Source organism: Bradyrhizobium sp. AZCC 2176 (assembly GCF_036924645.1).
Classification (GTDB): Bacteria; Pseudomonadota; Alphaproteobacteria; order Rhizobiales; family Xanthobacteraceae; genus Bradyrhizobium.
This window is the reverse complement of the sequence record NZ_JAZHRX010000001.1, coordinates 253,946-277,911: the sequence shown is the minus strand read 5'-3', so window position 1 is coordinate 277,911 and position 23,966 is coordinate 253,946. Positions and strand designations below refer to the sequence as shown.

Annotated in this window: 20 protein-coding genes; 15 read left to right on the top strand and 5 right to left on the bottom strand. The window is 61.4% G+C overall.

What is annotated here, in order from left to right:
- Positions 1–6 precede the first annotated feature (6 nt).
- A complete protein-coding gene (locus V1288_RS01200; protein ID WP_334355337.1) occupies positions 7–2,712 on the top strand; it encodes a molybdopterin-dependent oxidoreductase in 2,706 nt (901 codons plus the stop codon).
- Between the two features lie 162 nt (positions 2,713–2,874).
- On the opposite strand, the gene V1288_RS01195 is transcribed toward V1288_RS01200, so the two are convergent.
- Both V1288_RS01195 and V1288_RS01190 read right to left on the bottom strand, forming a co-directional pair.
- Complete coding sequence (locus V1288_RS01195) at positions 2,875–3,804, bottom strand: response regulator (protein ID WP_334355336.1); 930 nt, start codon at positions 3,802–3,804, stop codon at positions 2,875–2,877.
- Positions 3,794–7,165 carry a hybrid sensor histidine kinase/response regulator gene (locus V1288_RS01190; RefSeq protein ID WP_334355335.1) on the bottom strand — a complete coding sequence of 1,124 codons (3,372 nt, stop codon included), beginning with the start codon at positions 7,163–7,165 and terminating at the stop codon, positions 3,794–3,796. Before V1288_RS01190 ends, V1288_RS01195 begins: the two co-directional genes overlap by 11 nt.
- A gap of 171 nt (positions 7,166–7,336) precedes the next feature.
- On the opposite strand from V1288_RS01190, the gene urtA reads away from it, so the two are divergent.
- The 10 genes from urtA to V1288_RS01140 all read left to right on the top strand — a co-directional run bounded on the left by urtA (position 7,337) and on the right by V1288_RS01140 (position 18,047).
- Entirely contained in the window at positions 7,337–8,596 is a 1,260-nt protein-coding gene (urtA, locus tag V1288_RS01185) for an urea ABC transporter substrate-binding protein (protein ID WP_334355334.1), read from the top strand.
- Positions 8,597–8,718: 122 nt separating this feature from the next.
- The gene (gene urtB / locus V1288_RS01180) at positions 8,719–9,645 is read left to right on the top strand and encodes an urea ABC transporter permease subunit UrtB (protein ID WP_334355333.1); all 927 of its coding nucleotides are present in this window, start codon (positions 8,719–8,721) and stop codon (positions 9,643–9,645) included.
- A gap of 17 nt (positions 9,646–9,662) precedes the next feature.
- Positions 9,663–10,808, top strand: a complete 1,146-nt coding sequence (gene urtC / locus V1288_RS01175; protein ID WP_334355332.1) for an urea ABC transporter permease subunit UrtC — start codon at positions 9,663–9,665, stop codon at positions 10,806–10,808.
- A gap of 67 nt (positions 10,809–10,875) precedes the next feature.
- A complete protein-coding gene (urtD, locus tag V1288_RS01170; protein WP_065730776.1) occupies positions 10,876–11,631 on the top strand; it encodes an urea ABC transporter ATP-binding protein UrtD in 756 nt (251 codons plus the stop codon).
- Between the two features lie 67 nt (positions 11,632–11,698).
- Positions 11,699–12,388 carry an urea ABC transporter ATP-binding subunit UrtE gene (urtE, locus tag V1288_RS01165; RefSeq protein WP_334355331.1) on the top strand — a complete coding sequence of 230 codons (690 nt, stop codon included), beginning with the start codon at positions 11,699–11,701 and terminating at the stop codon, positions 12,386–12,388.
- 35 nt (positions 12,389–12,423) lie between these two features.
- Positions 12,424–13,653, top strand: a complete 1,230-nt coding sequence (gene fmdA, locus V1288_RS01160; protein WP_334355330.1) for a formamidase — start codon at positions 12,424–12,426, stop codon at positions 13,651–13,653.
- Between the two features lie 111 nt (positions 13,654–13,764).
- Positions 13,765–14,112 (top strand): FmdB family zinc ribbon protein, encoded by a 348-nt coding sequence (locus V1288_RS01155; RefSeq protein ID WP_334355329.1) that lies wholly within the window; start codon positions 13,765–13,767, stop codon positions 14,110–14,112.
- 42 nt (positions 14,113–14,154) lie between these two features.
- A complete protein-coding gene (locus tag V1288_RS01150) occupies positions 14,155–15,195 on the top strand; it encodes an aliphatic amidase (protein WP_334355328.1) in 1,041 nt (346 codons plus the stop codon).
- Between the two features lie 474 nt (positions 15,196–15,669).
- Positions 15,670–15,915, top strand: coding sequence for a DUF3551 domain-containing protein (locus V1288_RS01145; protein WP_334355327.1), 246 nt, complete (start codon positions 15,670–15,672; stop codon positions 15,913–15,915).
- Between the two features lie 26 nt (positions 15,916–15,941).
- Positions 15,942–18,047, top strand: coding sequence for an MASE1 domain-containing protein (locus V1288_RS01140; RefSeq protein WP_334355326.1), 2,106 nt, complete (start codon positions 15,942–15,944; stop codon positions 18,045–18,047).
- Here V1288_RS01140 and V1288_RS01135 read toward each other — a convergent pair.
- A complete protein-coding gene (locus tag V1288_RS01135) occupies positions 18,042–18,704 on the bottom strand; it encodes a response regulator transcription factor (protein WP_334355325.1) in 663 nt (220 codons plus the stop codon). The genes V1288_RS01140 and V1288_RS01135 overlap by 6 nt on opposite strands.
- A 639-nt stretch (positions 18,705–19,343) precedes the next feature.
- Here V1288_RS01135 and opgC point away from each other — a divergent pair.
- A complete protein-coding gene (gene opgC / locus V1288_RS01130) occupies positions 19,344–20,696 on the top strand; it encodes an OpgC domain-containing protein (RefSeq protein WP_334355324.1) in 1,353 nt (450 codons plus the stop codon).
- A 34-nt stretch (positions 20,697–20,730) separates the two neighbouring features.
- On the top strand, positions 20,731–20,949 hold the full coding sequence (locus tag V1288_RS01125) for a hypothetical protein (protein WP_334355323.1): 219 nt from the start codon (positions 20,731–20,733) through the stop codon (positions 20,947–20,949).
- Positions 20,950–21,088: 139 nt separating this feature from the next.
- Here V1288_RS01125 and V1288_RS01120 read toward each other — a convergent pair whose 3' ends face one another.
- Together V1288_RS01120 and V1288_RS01115 are read right to left on the bottom strand one after the other, a co-directional pair.
- Entirely contained in the window at positions 21,089–21,475 is a 387-nt protein-coding gene (locus V1288_RS01120; protein ID WP_334355322.1) for a RidA family protein, read from the bottom strand.
- A gap of 1 nt (position 21,476) precedes the next feature.
- Positions 21,477–22,346 carry a VOC family protein gene (locus V1288_RS01115; protein WP_334355321.1) on the bottom strand — a complete coding sequence of 290 codons (870 nt, stop codon included), beginning with the start codon at positions 22,344–22,346 and terminating at the stop codon, positions 21,477–21,479.
- Between the two features lie 129 nt (positions 22,347–22,475).
- On the opposite strand from V1288_RS01115, the gene V1288_RS01110 reads away from it, so the two are divergent.
- Positions 22,476–23,102, top strand: a complete 627-nt coding sequence (locus V1288_RS01110) for a LysR family transcriptional regulator (protein ID WP_334355320.1) — start codon at positions 22,476–22,478, stop codon at positions 23,100–23,102.
- Positions 23,103–23,109: 7 nt separating this feature from the next.
- The gene (locus tag V1288_RS01105) at positions 23,110–23,952 is read left to right on the top strand and encodes an aldo/keto reductase (RefSeq protein ID WP_334355319.1); all 843 of its coding nucleotides are present in this window, start codon (positions 23,110–23,112) and stop codon (positions 23,950–23,952) included.
- Positions 23,953–23,966: the final 14 nt, after the last annotated feature.

Sequence of the window (23,966 nt, the reverse complement as noted above, 5' to 3'; positions counted from 1 at the left end):
GCTGCCATGACTGCCATCGATCCTGACCTGCGCGCTATCAGCACCACCTGCGCCTATTGCGGCGTCGGCTGCGGCATCCTGGCGACGCCGGACGGGCGGGGCGGGGCGGCGATATCGGGCGACCCTGAGCACCCCGCCAATTTCGGCCGGCTGTGTTCCAAAGGCTCGGCGCTCGGCGAGACGCTCGGCCTGACTAACCGCTTGCTCTACCCGATGATCCGCTGCGGCAAGGGGACCATGGAGCAGGTCGCCTGGAGCGACGCGCTCGACCATGTCGCGCACCGCTTCCAGCACATCATCGCGCGCGACGGTCCGGCCGCGGTCGCGTTCTATCTCTCCGGCCAGTTGCTGACCGAGGATTACTACGTCGCCAACAAGCTGATGAAGGGTTTTATCGGCAGCGCCAATGTCGATACCAATTCGCGGCTGTGTATGGCTTCTTCGGTTGCCGGCCACCGCCGCGCCTTCGGCGCCGACACGGTGCCGGGCTGCTATGAAGATCTCGACGAGGCCGATCTTCTGGTGCTGGTCGGTTCCAACGCGGCCTGGTGCCATCCGGTGCTGTACCAGCGCATGCTCGTTAACAAGCAGAAGCGCGGCGCGCGCATGGTGGTCATCGATCCGCGCCGGACCGATACCGTCGGTGACGACGATCTGTTCCTGGGATTGAAGCCAGGCACCGATGCGGCGCTGTTCAGCGGGTTGCTGGTGCATCTTGCCGATAGCGGCGCGCTCGATCGCGACTACATCGAACTCCATACCATCGGATTCGGCGACGCCATCGCCCGCGCGCGCAACATCGCGGGCAGCGCCGGAGCCACTGCGCTGGCGACCGGCCTCTCTGAGCAGGACGTCGCGGCGTTCTTCCAGGTGTTTGCCAATACGCCGCGCGTGGTGACGCTGTATTCGCAGGGCGTCAATCAGTCGGCGCAGGGCACCGACAAGGTCAATGCCATCCTCAACTGCCACCTCGCGACCGGGCGGATCGGCCTGCCGGGTGCGTCGCCGTTCTCGCTTACCGGGCAGCCCAACGCGATGGGCGGCCGGGAGGTTGGCGGGCTCGCCAACCAGCTCGCCGCCCATATGGGATTTACGCCGCCCGACATCGATCGCGTGCGCCGGTTCTGGAAGGCACCCCGCATCGCCACCCATGAGGGCCTGAAGGCGGTCCAGATGTTCGACGCCATCGCGCGCGGCGAGATCAAGGCGTTGTGGGTGATGGGCACCAACCCGGCGGTGTCGCTGCCGAATGCCGATGGCGTTCGCGACGCCCTGAAGAAGCTCGAACTGTTCGTGGTTTCCGAGAACGTGGTTTCCAACGACACGGTGGAGGCCGGCGCGCATGTGCTGCTGCCGGCGCAGGCGTGGGGCGAGAAATCCGGCACCGTGACCAATTCGGAACGGTGCATCTCGCGACAACGTGCGTTCCTTGCTTCCCCCGGTGAAGCCAAGCCCGATTGGTGGATCATCGGCGAGGTTGCCAGGCGCCTCGGTGTCGGCGCGGCCTTCGGCTTCACCTCGGCGGCGGATATTTTTCGCGAACATGCCGCGCTCTCGGCATTCGAGAACGAGGGCGCGCGCGACTTCGACATCGGTGCGCTGCAATCGCTGTCGGACAGCGATTTCGACGCGATGGCGCCGGTGCAGTGGCCGGTCCGGCAGGGCAGTGAGCCACAAGCGCGCTTCTTCGCCGAAGGCGGCTTCTTCGCCAACGATTTCAAGGCCCGCTTCATCGCGCCGGAAATACCGGCACTGCGAACCGAGACCACGTCCGCACGTCCGCTGCGGCTGAATACCGGCCGCATCCGTGACCAGTGGCACACCATGACCCGCACGGGGATGAGCCCGCGGCTCGGCCAGCATCTGCCGGAGCCGTTCGTTGAGATTCATCCCGACGATGCCGCGCGTTACGGCGTCGACCACGGCGACTTCGCGCGGGTTACGACCGACTACGGGCAATGTACGCTTCGGGTCGTCATCAGCGAACGCCAGCAGCGCGGCATGCTGTTCGCGCCGATCCATTGGAGCGAAGCCAATGCGACCGGCGCGCGTATCGGCTCGCTGGTGGTGCCGGCGACCGATCCGTTCTCCGGCCAGCCCGAGAACAAGGCGACGCCGGCATCGATCGCGCCTTACGAATATGTGTTCCGCGGCTTTGCGCTGTCGCGCAAGCCGCTCGCGCTGCCTGGTCACGCGTGGGTCGCGCGCGTCGCCGTCAGTGGCGGTCACGGCTACCTGTTTGCCGACAATGCCGATCTGGCGGGCTGGCAATCCTGGCTGAAATCATTCGCGACGGACGATCTCGCCGAATACAATGATTTCGGCGGCGGTGTCTATCGCGCGGCGTCCTTTAGCGGCGACCGCATCGAAACCTGCCTGTTCATCGGGCCGGCGCGGGATGCCGGCGACTGGGATGTGGTGAAGGGATTGTTTGCCGCCGATACGCTCAGTGCCGACCAGCGCCGCATGCTGCTGTCGGGCAAATCGATCGACGGCCTCGCCAATGCCGGCCCGATCGTCTGCGCCTGCTTCGGCGTCGGCCGCAACACGATCTGCGACGCGATCGCAGCCGGCGCGCGTTCCGCTGTCGATATCGGGACGAAACTGAAGGCCGGCACCAATTGCGGCTCCTGCATTCCGGAGCTGAAGCGGCTGATCGTGCAGGCGGGGCCGGGTGATGCCGCGCAGCGGAAGCTGTTGGCGGCGAACTGACGCCCCCGGCCGCACCGTCATTGCGAGGAGCAAAGCGACGAAGCAATCCACGTCTCCATTTGTGGAGCTATGGATTGCTTCGCTTCGCTCGCAATGACGAAGCGTTGGGCCGTGTATCCTCTCCCTCGCCCCGCTCTTGCGGGGAGAAGGAGAAGAACGGCCTCACCCCTTCCGGTTTTTCGCATTCACCGCAATCGCCGCCGCCGCGGTGCGGTTCTCCACCCCGAGCTTGGAATAGATCTGCTCGAGATGCTTGTCGACGGTGCGCGGGGAGAGGCCCAGGATCTGCGCGATGTCGCGGTTGGTCTTGCCCTTGGACAGCCACGACAGCACTTCGCCCTCGCGCGTTGTCAGACCAAGCTCGCTGGAGAATTCCGCCGGGGTCTCGGAGCCGGAATCCTTCGCAAGCCGCAGCAGGAACTCGTTCGCGCCCAGCCTGCCCATGTACTGCAGCCGGAGCTGCTCGTTGCCGGGAAGCGCGGCCATGATGGCGACCTTCGAGCCGGCCTTGCCCTTGCGGGCCTGGTCGAGCCATTGCGGGATCGGGTCCGGCAGCACGACATCGTCGTCGCTGCCGGGGCTAAGCGTATCCGACAAAAGCTTCTGGGCCTGCGGCGTCGCCCACATGATCTTGCCCAGACTGTTCACGGCGAGCAGATAGCGGCCGGAGACGTCGAGCGCGGCGCGCGCGCTCTGGGTCAGCCGGGCGTTGGCGAGGTGAACGCGGATGCGCGCCAGCATCTCCTCGACAGCGATCGGTTTGGTCACATAGTCAACGCCGCCGGCTTCCAGCCCGCGAACGATATGTTCGGTTTCGGCCAGCCCCGTCATGAAGATGATCGGCACATGGTCCAGTCCGGCATCCCGCTTCAGCCGCCTGCAGGTCTCAAAACCGTCCATGCCGGGCATCACCGCATCGAGCAGCACGATGTCGGGCGTGATCTGGTCGACGATCCGCATCGCGGCTGCACCGTCAAGCGCGACCATGACCGTCATGCCCGCGCCGTCGAGTGCGTCAGTGAGCAGCCGCAGCGTCTCCGGTGAATCGTCGACGACTAAGGCAACGTCGCGCTTTTTTTGTTCAGTGATCATAGCTGTGCAAGGTCTTTAACGTCGCCATGTACTGGTCGAGATCGAACCGGTCGACCAGCATGCGCATTTGCGACACGAAATCGGCATGTTCGGGGTAATCGATTCCGATCTCGTCCAGCTTGACCTGGATGGCGCGGATGTAACCCAGTTGGCCGAGCCCGATCAGTTCCTCGACGTGCTTTACGGGCGGCCGCGAGCCGGTGTCCGGTTTCCAGCGCGGCACGGCAACTTGGTCGGCCTCGTATTGCCATTCGAGCTTGAGCAACTTCCTGATCGTTTCCAGCAGTCTCGGAATATCGATCGGCTTCATCAGGTAGCCGTCATGGAACGGCTGCGCCAGCGGCGCGCCGTGGGCTTCTATCGCACTCGCCGATATCATGAGGATGCGCGCCTGGTGATGGCCGCTGGCGCGCAGCGTTTCCGCAACCGTCCATCCGTCCATCGCAGCCATCGAGATATCGAGCAGAAACAAATCCGGCCGGCAATGCTGCGCCAGCGCAAGACAGCCGGGCCCATCGGGTGCGCTGAGCAGGATGAAGCCAAGCGGCGCCAGCACCTCGCGCAAGAGGTCGCGGTGGGTCGGATCGTCGTCGGTGATCAAAATCGTCTTGCGCGGGCCGTGATAGCCGAAGATCGGCGCCTCCACCGGCGCGATCCTTGTCGGATTGGTGACTTCCGACAGCAGAATTTTCACCCGGAACGTGCTGCCGCTGCCGACCTCGCTCGTCACCCTGATGTCGCCGCCCATCACGCCGGCGAGCAGGCGGCTGATGGTCAGTCCAAGCCCGGTGCCGGTCTGCGGCTGCGACACGCCGAGCGCGCCGCGTTCGAACGGCGCGAAGATGCGCTCGAGATCGTCGGCCTGAATGCCGGGGCCGGTATCGATCACCTCGAACTCCGCGACCGGGCTACGGTAGTGCACAACGAACTGCACGCTGCCGGTCTGCGTGAATTTCAGCGCATTCGACAGCAGGTTGATCAGGACCTGCCGCAGCCGCTTTTCATCGGCATAGACCACGACGGGCAGCACCGCCGGCCGCTTGAAGACGAAGTCGGTGCCCTTGGCGGCGGCCTGAACGCGAAACATGCCGACGAGCTGATCGAGGAATTCGCTCAGGCGAACCTCGTCGCGCGACAGGTAAAGCCGCCCAGCCTCGATCTTGGAAATGTCCAAAATGCCGTCGATCAGTCCCGACAGGTGGTCGGCGCTGCGGCGGACCACGCGCACCTGATCGCGCGGTTTGGTGGCGAGGCTGGAATCCTGCTCCAGCAACTGCGCATAGCCGCTGATGGCGTTCAGCGGCGAGCGCAGTTCGTGGCTCAGGCCCACCACATAGCGGCTCTTGGCGAGATTGGCGGACTCAGCCACTTCCTTGGCGCGCTGCAACTCGGCATCGGTGCGCTTGTGCGCGTCGATTTCCTGGATCAGGAGCGCCGTCTGCCGCCGCGTCTCGGCTTCCGCCGCGCGGCGGCTCTGTTGCGCCAGCACGAACAGCCACGCCACCACGCCGATGATGATGGTGAGCGCGAAGAATACCTTCCACAGCACGTCCGATAGCGCGAAGTCCTCGACGGGCATCGTCGCCGAGGTCTGCAGATAGATCAGCCCGAGCGTCAGCCCGACGAGGCCGGCGGACACCACGAACACGCCGAGATAATGCCCGAACTGCGAGTTGATCCGGGTGTAGATCGTCTCCGGCAACAGCTTCCCAAGCATGTCGGAGATCTGCGCCCCGGCGCGCGCATGCGGCTTGCAGAGATCATGGCAGCGCGCATCAAGCGAACAGCACAGCGAGCAGATCGGCCCGGCATAGGCGGGGCAGGAGGCCATGTCCTCCGGCTCGAACGAATGCTCGCAGATACAGCACTGGATTGCCTCGAGGTTCTGCCAGCTTCGTTTCGGTTTGCGCGCGATGTAGTATTTGCCGTCGGTCGCCCATGCGATCAGGGGCGCGGTCACGAAGGCGGCCGCGAGTGCGACGAATGCCGACAGCGCCTTCGCCGTTGGCCCGAACAGGCCGTAGAACGCCGAGATCGAGACGATGGTCGCGATCGTCATCGCGCCGACGCCGACCGGATTGATGTCGCAGAGATGCGCGCGCTTGAACTCGATGTGCTGCGGCCGCAGGCCCAGCGGCTTGTTGACGACGAGATCGGCGACCAGCGCGCCGACCCAGGCAATTGCCACGTTGGAGTAGAGCGCCAGCGTCTGCTCCAGCGCCTTGTAGACGCCGATTTCCATCAACAGTAGTGCGACCAGGACGTTGAACACCAGCCACACCACGCGGCCGGGATGGCTGTGCGTCAGCCGCGAGAAGAAGTTCGACCAGGCGATCGAGCCGGCATAGGCATTGGTGACGTTGATCTTGATCTGCGAGAGAATGACGAACAGGCCGGTCAGCGCCAGCGCCATATCGGGCTGCGATAGCACGTAACGGAACGCTTCGAGATACATATGAGCAGGCTCGGCGGCCTGCTCGGTGGAGAGGCCGTGGCTCAACGCAAAGAAGGCGAGAAACGAGCCCAGCAATAATTTCAGCGCGCCGAAGATGATCCAGCCGGGGCCGGCGATCAGCAGGGCGATCCACCACGACGTCCGCGACGTGCGGCGGTCGCGCGGCAAAAAGCGCAGGAAGTCGACCTGTTCGCCGATCTGCGCCACCAGCGAGAACACCACCGAGGCGGCGGTGCCGAACAGCAGCAGATCGAGATGGCCCGCGGGATCGCCGTGCTCGCCGGCGAATTTCCGCCATTCCGTGAACGAATGCGGGTTGGCGTAGGCGATCGCCACGAAAGGGAGGATGTGCAGGATGATCCAGAGCGGCTGCGTCCACAATTGAAAGCGGCTGATCAGCGTAATGCCGTAGGTCACCAGCGGAATGATGACGACGGCGCTGATGAGATAGCCGATCGGCCGTGGGATGCCGAAGCACATCTCCAGCGCAGAGGCGAGAATGACCGCCTCGATCGCAAAGAAGATGAAGGTGAAGGAGGCATAGATCAGCGAGGTGATGGTCGAGCCGATATAGCCGAAGCCTGCGCCGCGGGTCAGCAGATCGATATCGATGCCGCATTTGGCGGCATGATAGGCAATCGGCAGGCCGCAGAAGAAAATGATGACGCTGACCACCAGGATGGCAATGGTGGCATTGGTGGCGCCGTAATTGAGCGTGATGGTGCCGCCGATTGCCTCCAGGGCCAGAAAAGAGATCGCGCCGAGCGCGGTATTGGCGACACGGGCGGCCGACCACCGCCGCGCGCTTTTGGCGGTGAAGCGCAGCGCGTAGTCTTCCAGCGTCTGGTTGGCAACCCATTGATTATATTGGCGCCTGACGCGGTCTATCCGCTGCCGCCCTGCCACTTGCTGCTCCTGCCCAGTTCAACCGACCCCCGTGTAGCCAGCAAACTCCGTACCAAAATCTACGTCGCTATTTTGCGGTGCAATATACGCAATCCCACGTATCTGTGCAGTGCACAAATCCGAGCCATCCTCGTCTGACCAGACGCGTTCTCGAACAAAAATGGGGTGCTCATGTCAGACGAACCAAACAAGGGCCTGCAGTCGCCGCTTCGCCGCAAACTGCTGATGGGCGCGGCGGCGTTGCCGCTCATTTCGATCCTTCCCAGACCTTCCTTCGGGGCCGGTCCCGCAACCGCTACGGTCAACACCACGGGGCTGGCGGTAACCGATACAGAAGTCACCGTCGGCATCCTGCACTCCGCCACCGGCACGATGGCGATCTCGGAGACCGGCTCGATCCAGGCCGAAAAGCTCGCGATCGAACAGATCAACGCCGCCGGCGGCGTACTCGGACGCAAGATCAAGTTCATCCAGGAAGACGGCGCCAGCGACTGGCCGACATTTGCGGAAAAGGCCAAGAAGCTTCTCGTCAACGACAAGGTCGCGGCGATCATGGGCTGCTGGACCTCGGCATCGCGCAAGGCCGTGTTGCCGGTCGTCGAGCAGTACAACGGCATGCTCTATTACCCGACCTTCTATGAAGGTCTCGAGCAGTCCAAAAACGTCATCTACACCGGCCAGGAAGCGACCCAGCAGATTCTCGCCGGGTTGAACTGGATCGCCAAGGAGAAGGGCGCCAAATCATTCTTCTTCATCGGTTCGGATTACATCTGGCCGCGCACCTCGAACAAGATCGCGCGCAAGCACGTCGAGAACGTGCTGAAGGGCAAGGTCGTCGGCGAGGAATATTACGCGCTCGGCAGCACCCAGTTCAATTCAGTCATCAACAAGATCAAGCTGACCAAGCCCGACGTGATCTTCACCGACGTGGTCGGCGGTTCGAACGTCGCCTTCTACAAGCAGCTCAAGGCCGCCGGCGTCGACCTCTCCAAGCAGGCGCTGTTGACGATCTCGGTGACTGAAGACGAAATCGACGGCATCGGCGGCGAAAACATCGCCGGCGCCTATGCCTGCATGAAGTACTTCCAGTCGCTCGACAATGCCAACAACAAGGCGTTCGTTCCGGCCTTCAAGAAGTTGTGGGGCGAGAAGACCGTGATCGGCGACGTGACGCAGGCCGGCTATCTCGGTCCGTGGCTGTGGAAATTGACCTGCGAGAAGGCGGGCAGCTTCGATGTCGACAAGATCGCCGCCGCTTCGCCCGGCGTCGAATTCAAGGAAGCGCCCGAAGGGTACGTGCGCATCCATGAAAACCATCACCTCTGGTCGAAGACCCGCGTCGGCAAGGCCAAGCTCGACGGCCAGTTCGAACTGATCTTCGAGACCGCCGACCTGATCGAGCCCGACCCGTTCCCGAAGGGCTACCAGTAAGCGCGCGAAACGTCCCGCAGCTTTCCCGAGCTCCCTGGCGTGGACCGTCAATCCGCGCTTCACGACCCCGCGTCGCGACTTCTGCTCGCGGCGCGGGCCCCTTTCCCCGACGGAGAAGTCAGATGTTCGGCGACTATTCGATTGGCGATCTCGGCTCCATCTTCGTCATGCAGGGCTTTGCGGGCCTGATCCTGTTTTCCGTCTACGTGCTGATGGCGCTCGGTCTTGCGATCATCTTCGGCCAGATGGGCGTCATCAACATGGCGCATGGCGAATTCATGATCCTGGGCGCCTACGTCACCTGGATGACGTCGAACACGTTCCAGCACTATTTGCCTTCACTGTTCTCCGGATATTTCTTCCTCGCGATGCTGCTGGCGTTTCTGGCGTCGGGCGCGCTGGGGATGCTGGTCGAATGGGCGTTGATCCGTCATCTCTACAAGCGCCCGCTCGATACACTGCTCGCCACCTGGGGCCTCAGCCTCATCCTCCAGCAAACCTATCGTTCGGTATTCGGCGCCCGCGAAGTCGGCGTCGACCTGCCGCAATGGATGCTGGGCTCGCTCAAGGTTACCGACAGCATCGAGGTCCCGATCAACGGCGTGTTCGTGATGGGCCTGACCGTGCTGATCACCGTCGTGGTCGCCTATGTCCTGTACAAATCGCGCTGGGGCCGCCAGGTGCGTGCCGTCGTGCAGAACCGCATCATGGCCGGCGCCGTCGGCATCAATACCGAGAAGGTCGACCGTTACACCTTCGGACTCGGTTGCGGCATCGCCGGCGTCGCGGGCAGCGCCTTTACGATGATTGGTTCGACCGGACCGACGTCAGGCCAGCTCTACATCGTCGACACCTTCCTGGTGGTCGTGTTCGGTGGCGCAGCCAGCCTGCTCGGCACCATCGCTTCCGCCTTCTCGATCTCGCAGACCCAGTCGACGCTGGAGTTCTTCATGTCGGGCTCGATGGCCAAGGTGCTCACGCTTCTCGCCGTCGTCGGAATTCTGATGCTGCGGCCGCAGGGTCTGTTCGCCCTCAAGGTCCGCAAATAACGAAAGCAGGCACGGTCATGATCATCAACTCACGCTTCTTCAATCGATCCGAGCTCATTGGTTTCGTTGCACTGGCCCTGATCCTGTTCGTGATCCTGCCGCTGTCGCTGGATGTGTTTCGTCTCAACCTGGTCGCGAAGTATCTGACCTACGCCTTTGTCGCGATCGGCCTCGTCCTGTGCTGGGGATATGGCGGCATCCTGAGCCTGGGGCAGGGCGTGTTCTTCGGCCTCGGCGGCTACTGCATGGCGATGTTCCTCAAGCTGGAAGCATCCAGCGTCGAGAACACCAAGATCCAGTCGACCCCCGGCATTCCCGATTTCATGGACTGGAATCAGATCACCGCGCTGCCGCTGTTCTGGCAGCCGTTCCACAGTCTGACCTTTACCATCGCTGCAATCATCCTGGTGCCCGGGCTGTTCGCCCTGATCATCGGCACAGCGATGTTCAAGCGCCGCGTCGGCGGCACCTACTTTGCGATCATCACCCAGGCCGTCGCCGCGATCCTGACCATCCTGATCGTGGGACAGCAGGGCTACACCGGCGGCATCAATGGCATGACCGATCTGCGTACCCTGAAGGGATGGGACATCAGGCCGGACCACGCCAAGGTCGTCCTTTACTTCTTTGAAGTGTTCCTGCTGTTCGGCTGCATCCTCATCGCGCAGTTCATCCGGCTGACAAAGCTTGGCCGCATCCTGGTGGCGATGCGCGAACAGGAAGATCGCGTCCGCTTCTCCGGCTACAGCGTCGCCAACTTCAAGATCTTTGCCTTCTGCATGGCGGCGATCTTCGCCGCGATGGGCGGCGCCATGTTTGCGCTCAATGTTGGGTTCATGTCGCCGTCCTTTGTAGGCATCGTGCCATCGATCGAAATGGTGATCTACACCGCGGTCGGCGGACGGACGTCGATTTTCGGCGCGGTGTGGGGTGCGCTGCTGGTCAATTTTGCCAAGACCAGCCTTTCGGAATCCTTCCCGCAGCTTTGGCTGTTCGGCCTCGGCGCGCTGTTCATCGCAGTCGTGCTGGCATTCCCGAACGGCCTGTCGGGAATCTGGGCTGATTACGTTCAGCCACGTATCGACCGGCTGCTGGCATCACGCAAATCAAAGCCGGGCGCGTGGGCCGACAATTCCGTCGCCGACGGCGCACCGGCAGAGTGAGTCCGCAAGCATGCTCATCGGTCATCTCGATTGCCGATGCCCCACCAGCGGAATAAGGAGATAGATCATGCTCATCGGTCACCAGCCCAAACCCTTCCTGCTCGCGGTCGAGGCACTCACGGTGTCATTCGACGGCTTCAAGGCCGTGAACAATCTCTCCTTCTATGTCGAGGAGAACGAAATCCGCGTCATCATCGGTCCCAACGGCGCCGGCAAGACCACGGTACTCGATCTGATCTGCGGAAAGACCAAGGCGACCTCGGGATCGATCCAGTTTCGCGGCAAGGAACTGACGAAGCTGAAGGAGAACCAGATCGTGCAGACCGGCGTCGGGCGCAAGTTCCAGACGCCGTCGGTGTTCGAAGACCTCACCGTGTTCGAGAATCTGGAGATTTCCTACCCGCGCGGCCGCACCGTGTTCGGATCGCTCGCCTTCCAGCGCGATGATGCCGTCAAGCAGCGCGTCGAGGAGGTCGCCGAGATGATCTTCCTGAAGGATCGCCTCGATACCTATGCCGATCAGCTCAGCCACGGCCAGAAGCAATGGCTCGAGATCGGCATGCTGCTGATCCAGGACCCAGAGCTCTTGATGCTCGATGAGCCAGTCGCCGGCATGAGCGTCAGCGAGCGCGCCAAGACCGCTGAACTGCTCAATCGCATCATCAAGGACCGCTCGGTGCTGGTCATCGAGCACGACATGAAGTTCGTCGAGGACATCGCCCACAAGGTCACGGTGCTGCATCAGGGCCAGATCCTCTCGGAGGGCACGATGGAGAAGGTCAAGAACGATCCGAAGGTCATTGAAGTCTATCTGGGTCATTAGCGCATGATCCCGGAAAGTGGCGTCCGGTTTCCGGACAAGATCATGCGCAAGGAATAAGGAGCAGGGCATGCTGGCTATCTCGGACCTTCACGTCGCGTACGGCCAGAGCGAGGTGCTGCACGGTCTCAATGTCTCGGTCGCGCCCAACGAGATCGTCGCGATCATGGGCCGCAACGGCATGGGCAAGACCACGCTGATGAAGTCGCTGATGGGCATTCTGCCGACCAAGAGCGGCTCTGTCAGTATGGACGGCGCCGAGCTCAGCGCGTTGCCGAGCTACGAGCGCGTCGCCAAGGGCCTCGCCTATGTGCCGCAGGGCCGCATGATCTTCTCGACCATGACGGTGAAAGAAAACATCGAGACCGGCCTCGTGGTATCAGGCGGATCCGAGGTACCCGAAGACATCTACGAGCTGTTTCCGGTCCTGCTGGAAATGAAGGGCCGCCGTGGTGGCAATTTGTCCGGCGGCCAACAGCAGCAATTGGCGATCGCGCGTGCGCTCGCCACCAAGCCAAAAGTGCTGCTGCTGGACGAGCCGACCGAGGGCATCCAGCCATCGATCATCAAGGACATGGCGCGGACCCTGAAGCGGATTCGCGACGAGCGCGGCCTGTCGATCGTGGTCTCCGAGCAGGTGTTGAGCTTTGCGCTCGAGATCGCCGACCGCGTGCTCGTCATCGAGAACGGCGAGATCGTCCGCGACGACCCGCGCGACAGCGTCGATGCCGCGCAAGTTTCGAAATTCCTGTCCGTCTGAAGACCAACCTGTGCCGTCAAAAAGGGGAGCTATCGATGCCAGAGACACTGATCAAGGTCGATCTATCGAAGTCGGCCTACGACAACGACATGATCCACAATCGCTGGCATCCCGATATTCCGATCGTGGCGTGGGTCAATCCGGGCGATGATTTCATCATCGAGACCTATGACTGGACCGGCGGCTTCATCAAGAACAACGATTCCGCCGACGACGTGCGCGACATCGATCTCTCGATCGTGCACTTTCTGTCCGGCCCGATCGGCGTCAAGGGCGCCGAGCCCGGCGACTTGCTGGTGGTCGATCTGCTTGACGTCGGCCCGCTCAAGGAAAGCCTCTGGGGTTTTAACGGCTTCTTTTCCAAACAAAATGGCGGCGGCTTCCTGACCGATCATTTCCCGCTGGCGCAGAAATCGATCTGGGACATCAAGGGTCTCTATACGTCCTCGCGCCATGTGCCCGGCGTGAACTTTGCCGGCCTGATCCATCCCGGCCTGATCGGCTGTCTGCCCGATCCGAAATTGCTGGCGACCTGGAACGAGCGCGAAACCGCGCTGATCGCAACCAATCCGACCCGCGTGCCGGGCCTCGCCAATCCGCCGTTTGCCGCGACCGCCCATGCCGGCCGCGCCAAGGGCGATGCGAAGGCCAAGGTCGGCGCGGAAGGCGCGCGCACCGTGCCGCCGCGCGAGCATGGCGGCAATTGCGACATCAAGGATCTGTCGCGCGGCTCGAAGATCTTCTTCCCGGTCTATGTGCCGGGCGGCGGCCTCTCGATGGGCGACCTGCATTTCAGCCAGGGCGACGGCGAGATCACCTTCTGCGGCGCGATCGAGATGGCGGGTTGGCTGCATCTGAAGGTCGATATCATCAAGGACGGGGTGGCAAAGTACGGCATCAAGAATCCGGTGTTCAAGCCGTCTCCGATCACGCCGAACTACAAGGACTATCTGATCTTCGAGGGCATCTCGGTCGACGAAGCCGGCAAGCAGCATTACCTCGACGTCCATATCGCCTATCGGCAGGCCTGTCTGAACGCGATCGAATACCTGAAGAAGTTCGGCTATTCCGGCGCACAGGCCTATTCGATTCTCGGCACCGCGCCGTGCCAAGGCCACATCTCGGGCGTGGTCGATGTGCCGAACGCCTGCGCCACGCTGTGGCTGCCGACGGAAATCTTCGACTTCGACATCATGCCGTCGTCGGCGGGCCCGATCAAACATATCACCGGCGACATCCAGATGCCGATCTCGCCGGACAAGTGATCTCGGCGCGAGAGGGATGCGGGACGGCTCAAGCGTGCCGGTCGCCCCGCATCCGCGGTCGCAGTGAGTAGAATCCATCCACTACTCGCCATTCGCCTTCAAGGAAACCAGATGCCCGTCTACGAATATCTCTGCAACGATTGCGGCCCGTTCACGGATATGCGGCCGATGGCCGAATGCGACGATCCGCAGGACTGTCCGCAATGCTTGTCCGAATCGCCGCGCGTGATCCTGACCGCGCCGGCGTTCTTCTGCATGGCGTCAGACAAGCGGAAAGCGCACGCCACTAACGAGCGCAGCGCCCATGCGCCGAAGACATCAGCCGAATACAAGGCCTCGCATGGTCCCGGCTGTGGCTGCTGTTCAACCGGCAAGAAGAAGCCGGCCCGGCTGATGACCAAGACCAGAAGTGGCGCCAAGGGCTTTCCCACCGCGCGGCCCTGGATGATCAGCCATTGAGGCGCGATTCATCGAACTCAAACCGGAACAAGAGGCGATCCAATGCTCCACGGTGACATTTCTTCCAGCAACGACACAGTCGGCGTTGCGGTCGTCAATTACAAGATGCCGCGCCTGCACACCAAGGCCGAGGTGCTCGACAACGCCCGCAAGATCGCCGACATGGTCGTCGGCATGAAGACTGGCCTGCCGGGCATGGATCTCGTGATCTTCCCGGAATACTCCACCCACGGCATCATGTACGACTCGAAGGAGATGTACGATACCGCCTCGCAGATCCCGGGGGCTGAGACCGACATCTTCGCCGAAGCCTGTCGCAAGGCAAAAGTCTGGGGCGTGTTCTCGCTCACCGGCGAGCGCCACGAGGAGCATCCGCACAAGGCGCCGTATAACACCTTGATCCTGATGAACGACCAGGGCGTGATCGTCCAGAAGTATCGCAAGATCATGCCATGGGTGCCGATCGAAGGCTGGTATCCCGGCAATTGCACTTACGTTTCCGAAGGCCCCAAGGGGCTGAAGGTCAGCCTGATCATCTGCGACGACGGTAATTTTCCGGAGATCTGGCGCGACTGTGCCATGAAGGGCGCCGAGCTGATCGTGCGCTGCCAGGGCTACATGTATCCTGCCAAGGAACAGCAGATCCTGATTTCCAAGGCGATGGCCTGGGCCAACAATGTCTATGTGGCGGTCGCCAATGCCGCGGGCTTCGACGGCGTCTATTCCTATTTTGGCCACTCCGCGATCATCGGCTTCGACGGCCGCACACTGGGTGAGACCGGCGAGGAGGAATACGGCATCCAGTACGCGGCGCTATCGAAGAGCCTGATCCGCGATGCGCGCCGCAACGGCCAGTCGCAGAACCATCTCTTCAAGCTCTTGCATCGTGGCTACACCGGCATGATCAATTCCGGCGAAAGCGCGCGCGGTGTCGCAGCCTGTCCTTATGATTTCTATGCCAAGTGGATTGCCGATCCCGAAGGCACCCGCGAAATGGTCGAGGCGATGACGCGGCCGACCGCGGGCACCGACGAATGCCCGATCGACGGCATTCCGAACGGGGCGACGGCGACGAATTACTGAGGCTTCCTAGAGTTTGTGGGGTGGGCAAAGCCAACGGGTCGCGCGAACGCGCGCCCGATGACAGGCTCCGCGTGCCCACCATTCGCGATGAACGTCGCTGTGAGATGGTGAGCACGGCGCTACGCGCCTTTGCCCACCCCATAGCGCTCGGACGTGGTGAGCTTCTCAAATCAGAATGGACCGCTCACGAGTGGCGGTATTGCCTATCTCAACGCAAGGATGCAGGTCACCAATCAGTCCGTGACGGTGACGCTCAATCGACAGTTCTGAAGGGGGCTGCTGTTGACTGCACGATGTTGGAAGATGCCCGCTAACCGGACATCGTAACGATTGACCCAACTCGAGCTTGACAGGCTTCCTTACCAATCTGCGGTCGATCTCAAAAATTTGCATCCGCCGATGTGAGCCGGTTCACATCGGCACCGCACGGTTGGTCCCAGCGTCAACTGGGGCACTTCAATGTGGGAAAGAAAAATGCGTACCCTCTTTCTTGCCCTCGCGACGTCTGCAACCATCTTCGCAACTGGCGTCGCCCCGGTCGTAGCCAGCAAGTACCGGTATTGCCTGCAAGGCGACGACTATGCTGGCGCGGGCGATTGTGGATTCACTAGCTACCAGCAATGTCAGGCCACCGCATCGGGCCGCACGGCCTATTGCGGGGTCAATCCTTATCTCGCGAACGCCGCCGTCCTGACAATTCCTGCCACGCGTCGTCGGTGACGCCGCGTGCCTCACGAGCAAATCAGATGGGTTGGTCCGGGTTAAATTTCCGCCGAGGCATTAGCTATGCCGGCGGTCTGCTCGCAATTGGAGTGATCTATTTCGCCCTGGCAAAAGCCGGCCTTGCTCTCGCCTCTCTTCATCCCAGTGCAACGCCAATTTGGCCACCGACGGGTGTCGCGCTGGCGGCGGTGCTGTTGTGGGGATATCGGACTTGGCCCGCAATTTTCGCGGCGGCGGTGATTGCCAATGCGATGACCGCCGGCTCGGTTGCCACCGCAATTGCGATTGCTACCGGCAACTCTCTTGAAGCGGTTGTTGGTGCTTACCTGATCAATCGATGGTCGAGCGGATGTAATACTTTTTCGACGCCAAATTCTGTCGCGAAGTTTGCTCTGATTTGCTTCGTGATCGCGACGCCGATCAGCGCCAGCATTGGACTGACCAGCCTGGCAACTGCCGGGTACATCGAACGGACGAATTTCGCGAACGCCTGGGTCACATGGTGGCTGGGAGATGTGACCGGCGCGCTGGTCATTGCCCCCGTTATCGTGCTTTGGGCATCAAGCCACTTCCATGCTTTCAACCGCAATGATTTTTTGGAGACGGTCGGCGTCCTCGCAACGGCGGCGGCCGTTGGACTCATTGCTTTCAGTCCCCTGATCGAGCAAACGCCGAGCCGAGATCCGCTGGGTTTTCTTGCGATCCTGCCAATGTTGTGGGCGGCGCTGCGCCGCGGTCCACGTGACACCGCAACGGTTGCGCTGGTGCTTTCCGGCATCACGATTTGGGGGACACTCACGGGCGGCGGCCCCTTCACGACCGCGGATCTCAACGCTTCATTCCTGCTGGTGTTGATGTTCTTGATCAGTATTACCGTTCCAAGCTTGCTGTTGAGCGCCGACGTCGAGGTGCGCAAGAAGGGGGAGAAACGTCTGCGCCGCGCGCAGATCGAACTGGAACGGAAGGTCGCAGAGCGCACGCAAGAGCTTGAGCTCGCAAATGCAGCAAAATCGCGCTTTCTTGCCATGGCAAGCCACGATTTGCGGCAGCCATTACATGCACTAGGCTTGTTTATTGCACAGCTGCGCACGCCGCTCAGATCGGGGGAAAGGACAAGGACGATCGATCTGGTCGATGCAACGCGCAAGGAAATGGATGAAATGTTCAATTCGCTGCTGGATATGTCCAGACTCGATGCTGGGATCCTTACACCCAAACTGACTGAATTCCCGATCGCGCGCCTGTTGCAAAAAATTGAGACGACGTTTGATCAGGCAACGCTAGCGAAGGGCTTGCGTCTACGCGTTAGGCGAAGTGACTCCTGGGTGAGGAGCGACGCCATGCTGCTCGAACGCATACTTCTCAACTTGGTATCCAATGCTGTGCGCTATACATTGCGCGGCGGGATCATTGTCGGCTGTCGTCGGCGCGGTGAAATGTTGCGTATCGAAGTATGGGATAGCGGTCCCGGCATTCCTGAGGATCAGAAGCAGAATATCTTTGGCGAGTTTTTTCAACTTGCTGCCCCAGAACGGTACCGGTACGGCGGCCTGGGGCTCGGCTTGGCTATTGTCGACAGGCTTCGCCTACTTCTCAACCATCAAATCGACTTAGCTTCGACTGTGGGCCGAGGTTCGCGATTCGCAATCCTGGTTCCGATGGCCGATGAATGCGTCACGTCCACCGAGCCCATCGACTCACCTCACCCCGTAGCCTTTGCGGTCGAAGGCAGGGTAATTCTTGTTATTGCCGATGCCCCAATTGTGCAGGAGGGAACGGGCGGATTGCTTGGCAAATGGGGATACTCCGTCCTTACCGCCGGATCCGACGAAGCGGCACTTATCCAACTTGCTGAGCGCCAACAACGCCCCGATCTTATAATCTCGGATTATCATCTTGCGAGCGGAAAGACGGGGATCCGAGCAATTGAACAAATCAATGCGGCGTTTGGTTCATCAATTCCAGCTATTCTCATCAGCGGCGATACGGCACCTGAACCATTACGTGACGCTAAGGATAGAGGATACACTTTACTGCACAAGCCTGTCGACCCAATGCGGCTCCGCGCTGTCATGCAAGAGCTCTTTATGGATCATGACGATAGGAGAGATACCGGGCCGGCTTTATGACTCAGATTTCGGCGACGATTCCCAGCCCATTTTTCCTACTTTTATTACTGCCTCGGTGCGGCTCGTTACGCCGAGCGCCTTGAGAACGACCGTGATGTGATTCTTCACTGTCGGCACTGCCATATTGAGGGTCTTGGCAATGACCTTGTTGCTTTTTCCCTTCATCAGGAGCGCAAGCACTTCAATCTGCCGATCGGTCAACCCGAGACCTTTAAGAGAGTCGCGCGTCGCTAGCTTGTTTGTAAGCCGCGGAGTCGTTGTTTCCTCCAGAATTTCCGAGGGAATGTAGATACCGCCGGAGAACACTAACTTAATGGCGTTGAGCATGACCTCTCGTTCGGTAGTTTTCGGGATGAAACCCAGAGCGCCAAGTTTGAAAGCGCGCTTGACTGTGTCTTGATCATCCGAGGACGAAAGAATGATGATAGCAATGGTCGGATAGCGGTCTCGCAGTTCGCGGAGGACAGAGAAGCCATCTCGATCAGGCAAATTGATATCAAGTAAAATAAGGCTGATGTCGGGATGTTCCTCGACTATGTGCATTGCCTGACGGCTGTTCGAAGCTTCAAATATGACGGCTTCTTGCTTCAGTTGTTTCAGGACAGCGTGCAACGCCTCGCGAATCAATGCATGGTCGTCGACAATAAGAACTTTCATGAAAAGTTCTCCGTCATCCCATTGCACGGAGATCCAAATAAAAGAAAATCATACACCCACCTTCGGGTCGTTGGCGAGGAAGAGGCTGTCGGAAGGCTGGCTCCCGAAACCATCCATCCTCCATCCTTGGCCCAACCAGCGGTCCACCGTCAGCCACTCAAGGTAGGAGCCGAATGCCGTTGTGTGCTGCAATTGTAATCACCTCACGGTAGGACACCGAAAAAGCGAGTGCGGACGACGAGACTCGCGGCACTCAGAGTCTCCTTCGTCCATGCGCAATGGTGAACGTCCATGATGCGTCTGACGGATGTCAATTGATGCCGAGATCTGTACGGTACCTTGATCATAGGACCTAGGAACCTCTCTGTGTGGACCTCCGGCTGATTGACGCGCTGTGCCGTTGCACGATGATCGTCAACGGATAGCCTCACGCGCTGGGATGTTCTACCAAGCGCCGCCATATGATCGTTGTCGCAGCTTTCGTCGCCGGGTTCGGCGTGAGGCAGCTCTAGACTGTGACGTTGGTACGATCCGGCAGTACGGCGGCGATGTTTTTTATCAAATTCGGTCCCTCTTGAAGCGTGCTCGCACGTCGGACGGGGCAACCAGATGCACGATCGAATCGCCACCCCAAAGCTATTGATCGGCGAGCTGCCGGAGCTGAAAGGCCAGGGCCGCGACCTGCGCATTGACGCCTGCCGCGGCATCGCGCTGTGGTGCATCTTTCTTGACCATGTCCCCAACAACATCGGAACTTGGCTGACACTGCGGAACTACGGCTTCAGCGATGCCGCGGAAGTATTCATGTTCGTCTCGGGCGTAACCTGCGCACTGGCCTACGGCAAGGCGTGGCGCTGCGAGGGCTGGACCGGAGTGGTCAGCCGGACGCTGCAGCGAAGCTGGGACATTTATGTCGCATTTCTGCTGCTCACGCTCGCCTGCGCCATCATGGTTCACCTCGCAGGCGGTGGCCGTCTTGCTGACGAGAGCAATACGCGCATCTTGCTGGACCATCCGGGCGCGACGCTCGCGCGCGCAGCGGTCCTGCAATACCGTCCAGTCAATGCCGACGTGTTGCCGGTCTTCGTGTTTCTTCACCTGTTGTTCGCGCCGCTGCTGTGGCTGCTGCTGCGAGTGCCGAATGTGGCGCTTGGCGCCTCGCTGGCGCTTTATGCGCTGGTGCATGCCTTCGGCTGGACCGTCCCGGCGTGGCCGAACGGCCACTGGGCCTTCAATCCGCTGGCTTGGCAGCTGCTGGTCGTGCTTGGCGCGTGGTGGATGATCGAGGGCAAGAGATTCCGGCCGTGGGTGACCTCACGCACCGCGCTTGTGGCTGCCGTTCTCTATCTGGTATTCAGCCTCATCATCGCATTGAGCTGGAGCATCAAACCGCTGGAAGCGTTGGTCCCGCAGGCGCTGCTGACGCTGCTTTACCCGATGGACAAATCGAATCTCGATCCATTGCGACTGCTGCATTTTTTGGCCCTTGCGGCTTTGGCGGCATGGTTCGTGCCTCACAATTGGCGAGGGCTGACGACGGCGGTGATGCGCGGCGCGATCCGCTGTGGCCAGAATTCGCTGCCAATCTACTGCCTCGGCGTTCTGCTGACGTTCGCCAGCCACCTGGCGCTGCTCGACATCTCGGAGGGGCTGACGATGCAGATCGCGCTCAGTGTTGGTGGCGTCCTGGTGATGATTCTGGCGGCGACGCTGCTGAACTTGATCAAGATCAAACCCAGGCAGCAGCCGCACGCGAAGCCCGCCGACCTGCCCGTCGAGCAGCCAACCAAGTTTGAGCTGGTCATCAATCTCAAGACAGCCAAGGCGCTCGGCGTTGACATTCCGCCCACGCTGCTTGCCCGTGCCGACGAGGTTGATCGAATAAAGATGCTGTTTGCTCCGGTGCGCGAGTCCGGCTGCGGTGCTGATCCAGCGCCAGCAATCGCGCACGCCTTGCCACCGGCGAGAAATGTGGGTCAGGACGCGAATTAGATCACAAGGGGGCCATCGTACAGGAGCCAAGGCCATGATTTCCCACCCAAGGACCCGCAAGGTAGCGGTGCTGATCGCGGCGTACGTGATGTTTGCCTGCGTAGCGGCATTACTGTCGGCCAACCTGACATCACCCACCAGCGCCGCGCTCGACGCTGACTGGCAGTGCAGCCGGTTTGCGCTCGTAGTCACGACCTGCACCCCGGTGCGTGCACACGAGACCGTTTCCGCTGGCGTGCGCAAGCGGACCTAGTACACGACAAACCGGACACCATGCTGCGAATGTCAGCTGAAATCAGCGAACACCCTCTGCGAGGGCTCCTTTTCCAATTTGAGTCGGGCTGCCGATACGCTCGGCCAACTCCAACAGGATCAGCCTCTGCGGCCACCTTTCATTCCGCAGCGATCGCCTCGATCTCCAGAAGCCATTTTCCGTCGACGGTTTCAGCAATCATCACCGTCGATGCGGGCTCATGTCCCTGCAGCATCTTGCTGCGAATAGCGCGGTTGGCCGTGACCTGGCTTCGATCGGTCAGGAACGTATTGATCTTGACCAGATGCTCGACGCCGAGGCCGGCGGCGCTGAGCACCTCGATGACGTTGCGCCAGGCTTGCTCGCATTGCGCCTCGAAACCTTCCGGCACGCTGCCATCAGGTTTTTCCGGTACCTGGCCACTGACGAACAGCAGCCGGCGATGCTGGCCAAGTTCCAGCCCCATGCTGTAGCCGCTGGAGGGCGCGTGGACGCTTGCGGGATTATGGCTGACGATTTGAGCCATGTCAGATTGTCTCCTGTTGGATGAATTCCAGCGCCAGACCATGCGGCGCCGTGGGCGGGATCAGCAGCACGGCGCCGATAACCTCGAAGGTGGCGCCGTTGTTTTTCAATACCTGCTTTGTCGCATCCAGATCAGTGACCGCCAGACGCGCTGCGCAAAAGCGCGCCGAAGGTTCGACGGGAAGGCCCGGCAGCCGGTGCGCCATCTCGGACGGGCCGAGCACGGTGATCCGATTCCCACGCTCGCCGACCGTCAGTGACCAGCTCCAACGCTCGGCTGCGCTTTCCGTGAAGTGCTCGAGGAATCCGCGATGCGCCGCCGGCTCCGGCGCCGACATCACGACCTCGATCACGCGCAACGCGCCGTTGGGATGGCGCTGATAGTCGGGCTTCCAGAACCGTTCCGGCGGGTGACGCTGCTGGCAGGTGAAGAAGGCGATCCCGGGCATGGCGGGATCGGTGGCGAAGGCCAGTGAGAATTCAATGCGTGCCGTGCCTCCGCCCGGAAGCACCGCATCACGGCCAAAATCAAACGGCGCGTAGGCACCGATGTGATTGGCCTTGAAGCGCGCCGCATCGGCATGGGCGTCGTCGCTGTGCAAAGCCAGCATCGACATTCCTGCCGCGGTAGCAAGAAAATCCCGGTTGTGGGCGGCGAAGCTGAAGCGACCCGGCGCGGCCGCCGGCACCGCCGCCGCATCGGTGACGGCCAGCAATTCCAGAAAATTGTTCCCGAACATCGCCAGGCGGTTGCTGGTTCCGAACGGATGCACGCCGGTCGGCGTGAGGTTAAAGCCTAGCGTTTGCCAATCCTGCGCAGCCTGCGCCAAATCGTGGACGCAAATGACGAGATGATCGATCAGGCGTGGCATGGGGATCTCCGGATGCTGCGGACGGAGCGTAATCGGCGACATCACGACGGGGCAAAGCATTGTTGCTGCGGGCCAGCTCAAGAAAATCTATTGCAAGGCCAGCGCGTATCAGTGACAAACTGGACGGTGATGACCTACATCCTTCCACCGCTAAATGCGCTCCGCGCGTTTGAAGCCGCAGCGCGGCATCTCAGCTTCAAGCTGGCCGCGCATGAGCTGCATGTGACGCCTGCCGCCGTGGGGCAGCAGGTGAAAGCGCTGGAAGCGCGCCTGGGCGTACGCCTGTTCGAACGGCTGCATAAGCAACTTATCCTGACCGCGGCCGGCCATGCCTATCTGCCGGAAATTTCCGACGGCTTTCGTCGCATCGCCGATGCGACCGCACAATTGAAGCCGGTGGGCGCGGTGCTGCTGCAGCTCGGCGTGCACGGCAGCTTCGATCTGCGCCGTCTGGAGCTGGAGCAGTTTCGCGCAAGCCACGCGGAAATCGGCTTGCGGGTGCTGCAGCCCGCGGGCTTGCGCGAGTTGATCGAGGGCAAGGTCGATGTGCTGATAGCCCGCGGGCTCGGCCACCATCCGGGCTACCGCTGCGACCGCGTGACGGAAGGGTCCGGACTCGGCGATTGGTTGATCGCGCCTGCCGGCACGGCGGATTGTCCCGAGATATCAAGCTTCCGCGATTGGCTACGCGGTCTGCCGGCCGAGAACGCGCTCGCGCCGCATCGTCGTCGTTTGGTCGGCATCGTCAGAAGTTGAGGTGATCTTGAAGCAGAAAAAATTCGGCACCAATAACCGCGACGTTTCCGTGATCGGGCAGGGCACCTGGTATCTCGACCGCGGCGACCGGAGAGCGGCGATCGCCGCACTCCGCCGGGGCATCGAAACCGGCATGACCCATATCGACACCGCCGAGATGTATGGCGACGCCGAGCTCGTGATCGCGGATGCGATTGCGGGGCTGCCGCGTGAAAAACTATTTCTGGTCTCCAAAGTGCTGCCGAGCAACGCCTCGCGGCGCGGCACCATCACCGCCTGCGAGCGCTCGCTGAAGCGGCTGAAGACCGATCATCTCGATTGCTATCTCCTGCACTGGCGCGGCTCATATCCATTCGAGGAGACGGTTGCGGCTTTCGACGAACTGGTGGCGGCTGGAAAAATTCGCTCCTGGGGCGTCAGCAATTTCGACGAAGACGATCTCAGCGAGTTGCTCAATGTCGCGGGCGAGGGGAAGATCGCCTGCAACCAGGTGCTCTACCATCTTCAGGAACGCGCGATCGAGCACGCGGTCATCCCATGGTGCGAGAAACACGGTGTTGCCGTCGTCGCCTATTCGCCGTTCGGCCACAATGATTTTCCGTCACCGCGCAGCAAGGGCGGCGAGGTGCTGCAGGCGATCGCCGACGCGCACAGGGTGAGCCCGCATCAGGTCGCGCTGGCGTTCCTCACGCGCGCGGCTTCGGTGCTCGCGATTCCGAAAGCATCCAGCGCGGAACACGCCGCGGAGAACGCCGGCGCCGGAAAATTGTCGCTCAGCGACGCCGAGATCGCCGCGCTCGACAAGATCTTTCCGCGCGGACCCAAGCCGCGCGGCCTGCCGATGCTATAGGGTTGCGTATCCCG

Bases quoted from the DNA above. Each gene is read 5' to 3' on its own strand.
- V1288_RS01200 (WP_334355337.1), top strand. From the start codon at position 7: ATGACTGCCATCGATCCTGACCTGCGCGCTATCAGCACCACCTGCGCC.
- V1288_RS01195 (WP_334355336.1), bottom strand. From the start codon at position 3,804: ATGATCACTGAACAAAAAAAGCGCGACGTTGCCTTAGTCGTCGACGAT.
- urtA (WP_334355334.1), top strand. From the start codon at position 7,337: ATGTCAGACGAACCAAACAAGGGCCTGCAGTCGCCGCTTCGCCGCAAA.
- urtB (WP_334355333.1), top strand. From the start codon at position 8,719: ATGTTCGGCGACTATTCGATTGGCGATCTCGGCTCCATCTTCGTCATG.
- urtC (WP_334355332.1), top strand. From the start codon at position 9,663: ATGATCATCAACTCACGCTTCTTCAATCGATCCGAGCTCATTGGTTTC.
- urtD (WP_065730776.1), top strand. From the start codon at position 10,876: ATGCTCATCGGTCACCAGCCCAAACCCTTCCTGCTCGCGGTCGAGGCA.
- urtE (WP_334355331.1), top strand. From the start codon at position 11,699: ATGCTGGCTATCTCGGACCTTCACGTCGCGTACGGCCAGAGCGAGGTG.
- fmdA (WP_334355330.1), top strand. From the start codon at position 12,424: ATGCCAGAGACACTGATCAAGGTCGATCTATCGAAGTCGGCCTACGAC.
- V1288_RS01155 (WP_334355329.1), top strand. From the start codon at position 13,765: ATGCCCGTCTACGAATATCTCTGCAACGATTGCGGCCCGTTCACGGAT.
- V1288_RS01150 (WP_334355328.1), top strand. From the start codon at position 14,155: ATGCTCCACGGTGACATTTCTTCCAGCAACGACACAGTCGGCGTTGCG.
- V1288_RS01145 (WP_334355327.1), top strand. From the start codon at position 15,670: ATGCGTACCCTCTTTCTTGCCCTCGCGACGTCTGCAACCATCTTCGCA.
- V1288_RS01140 (WP_334355326.1), top strand. From the start codon at position 15,942: ATGGGTTGGTCCGGGTTAAATTTCCGCCGAGGCATTAGCTATGCCGGC.
- V1288_RS01135 (WP_334355325.1), bottom strand. From the start codon at position 18,704: ATGAAAGTTCTTATTGTCGACGACCATGCATTGATTCGCGAGGCGTTG.
- V1288_RS01125 (WP_334355323.1), top strand. From the start codon at position 20,731: ATGATTTCCCACCCAAGGACCCGCAAGGTAGCGGTGCTGATCGCGGCG.
- V1288_RS01120 (WP_334355322.1), bottom strand. From the start codon at position 21,475: ATGGCTCAAATCGTCAGCCATAATCCCGCAAGCGTCCACGCGCCCTCC.
- V1288_RS01115 (WP_334355321.1), bottom strand. From the start codon at position 22,346: ATGCCACGCCTGATCGATCATCTCGTCATTTGCGTCCACGATTTGGCG.
- V1288_RS01110 (WP_334355320.1), top strand. From the start codon at position 22,476: ATGACCTACATCCTTCCACCGCTAAATGCGCTCCGCGCGTTTGAAGCC.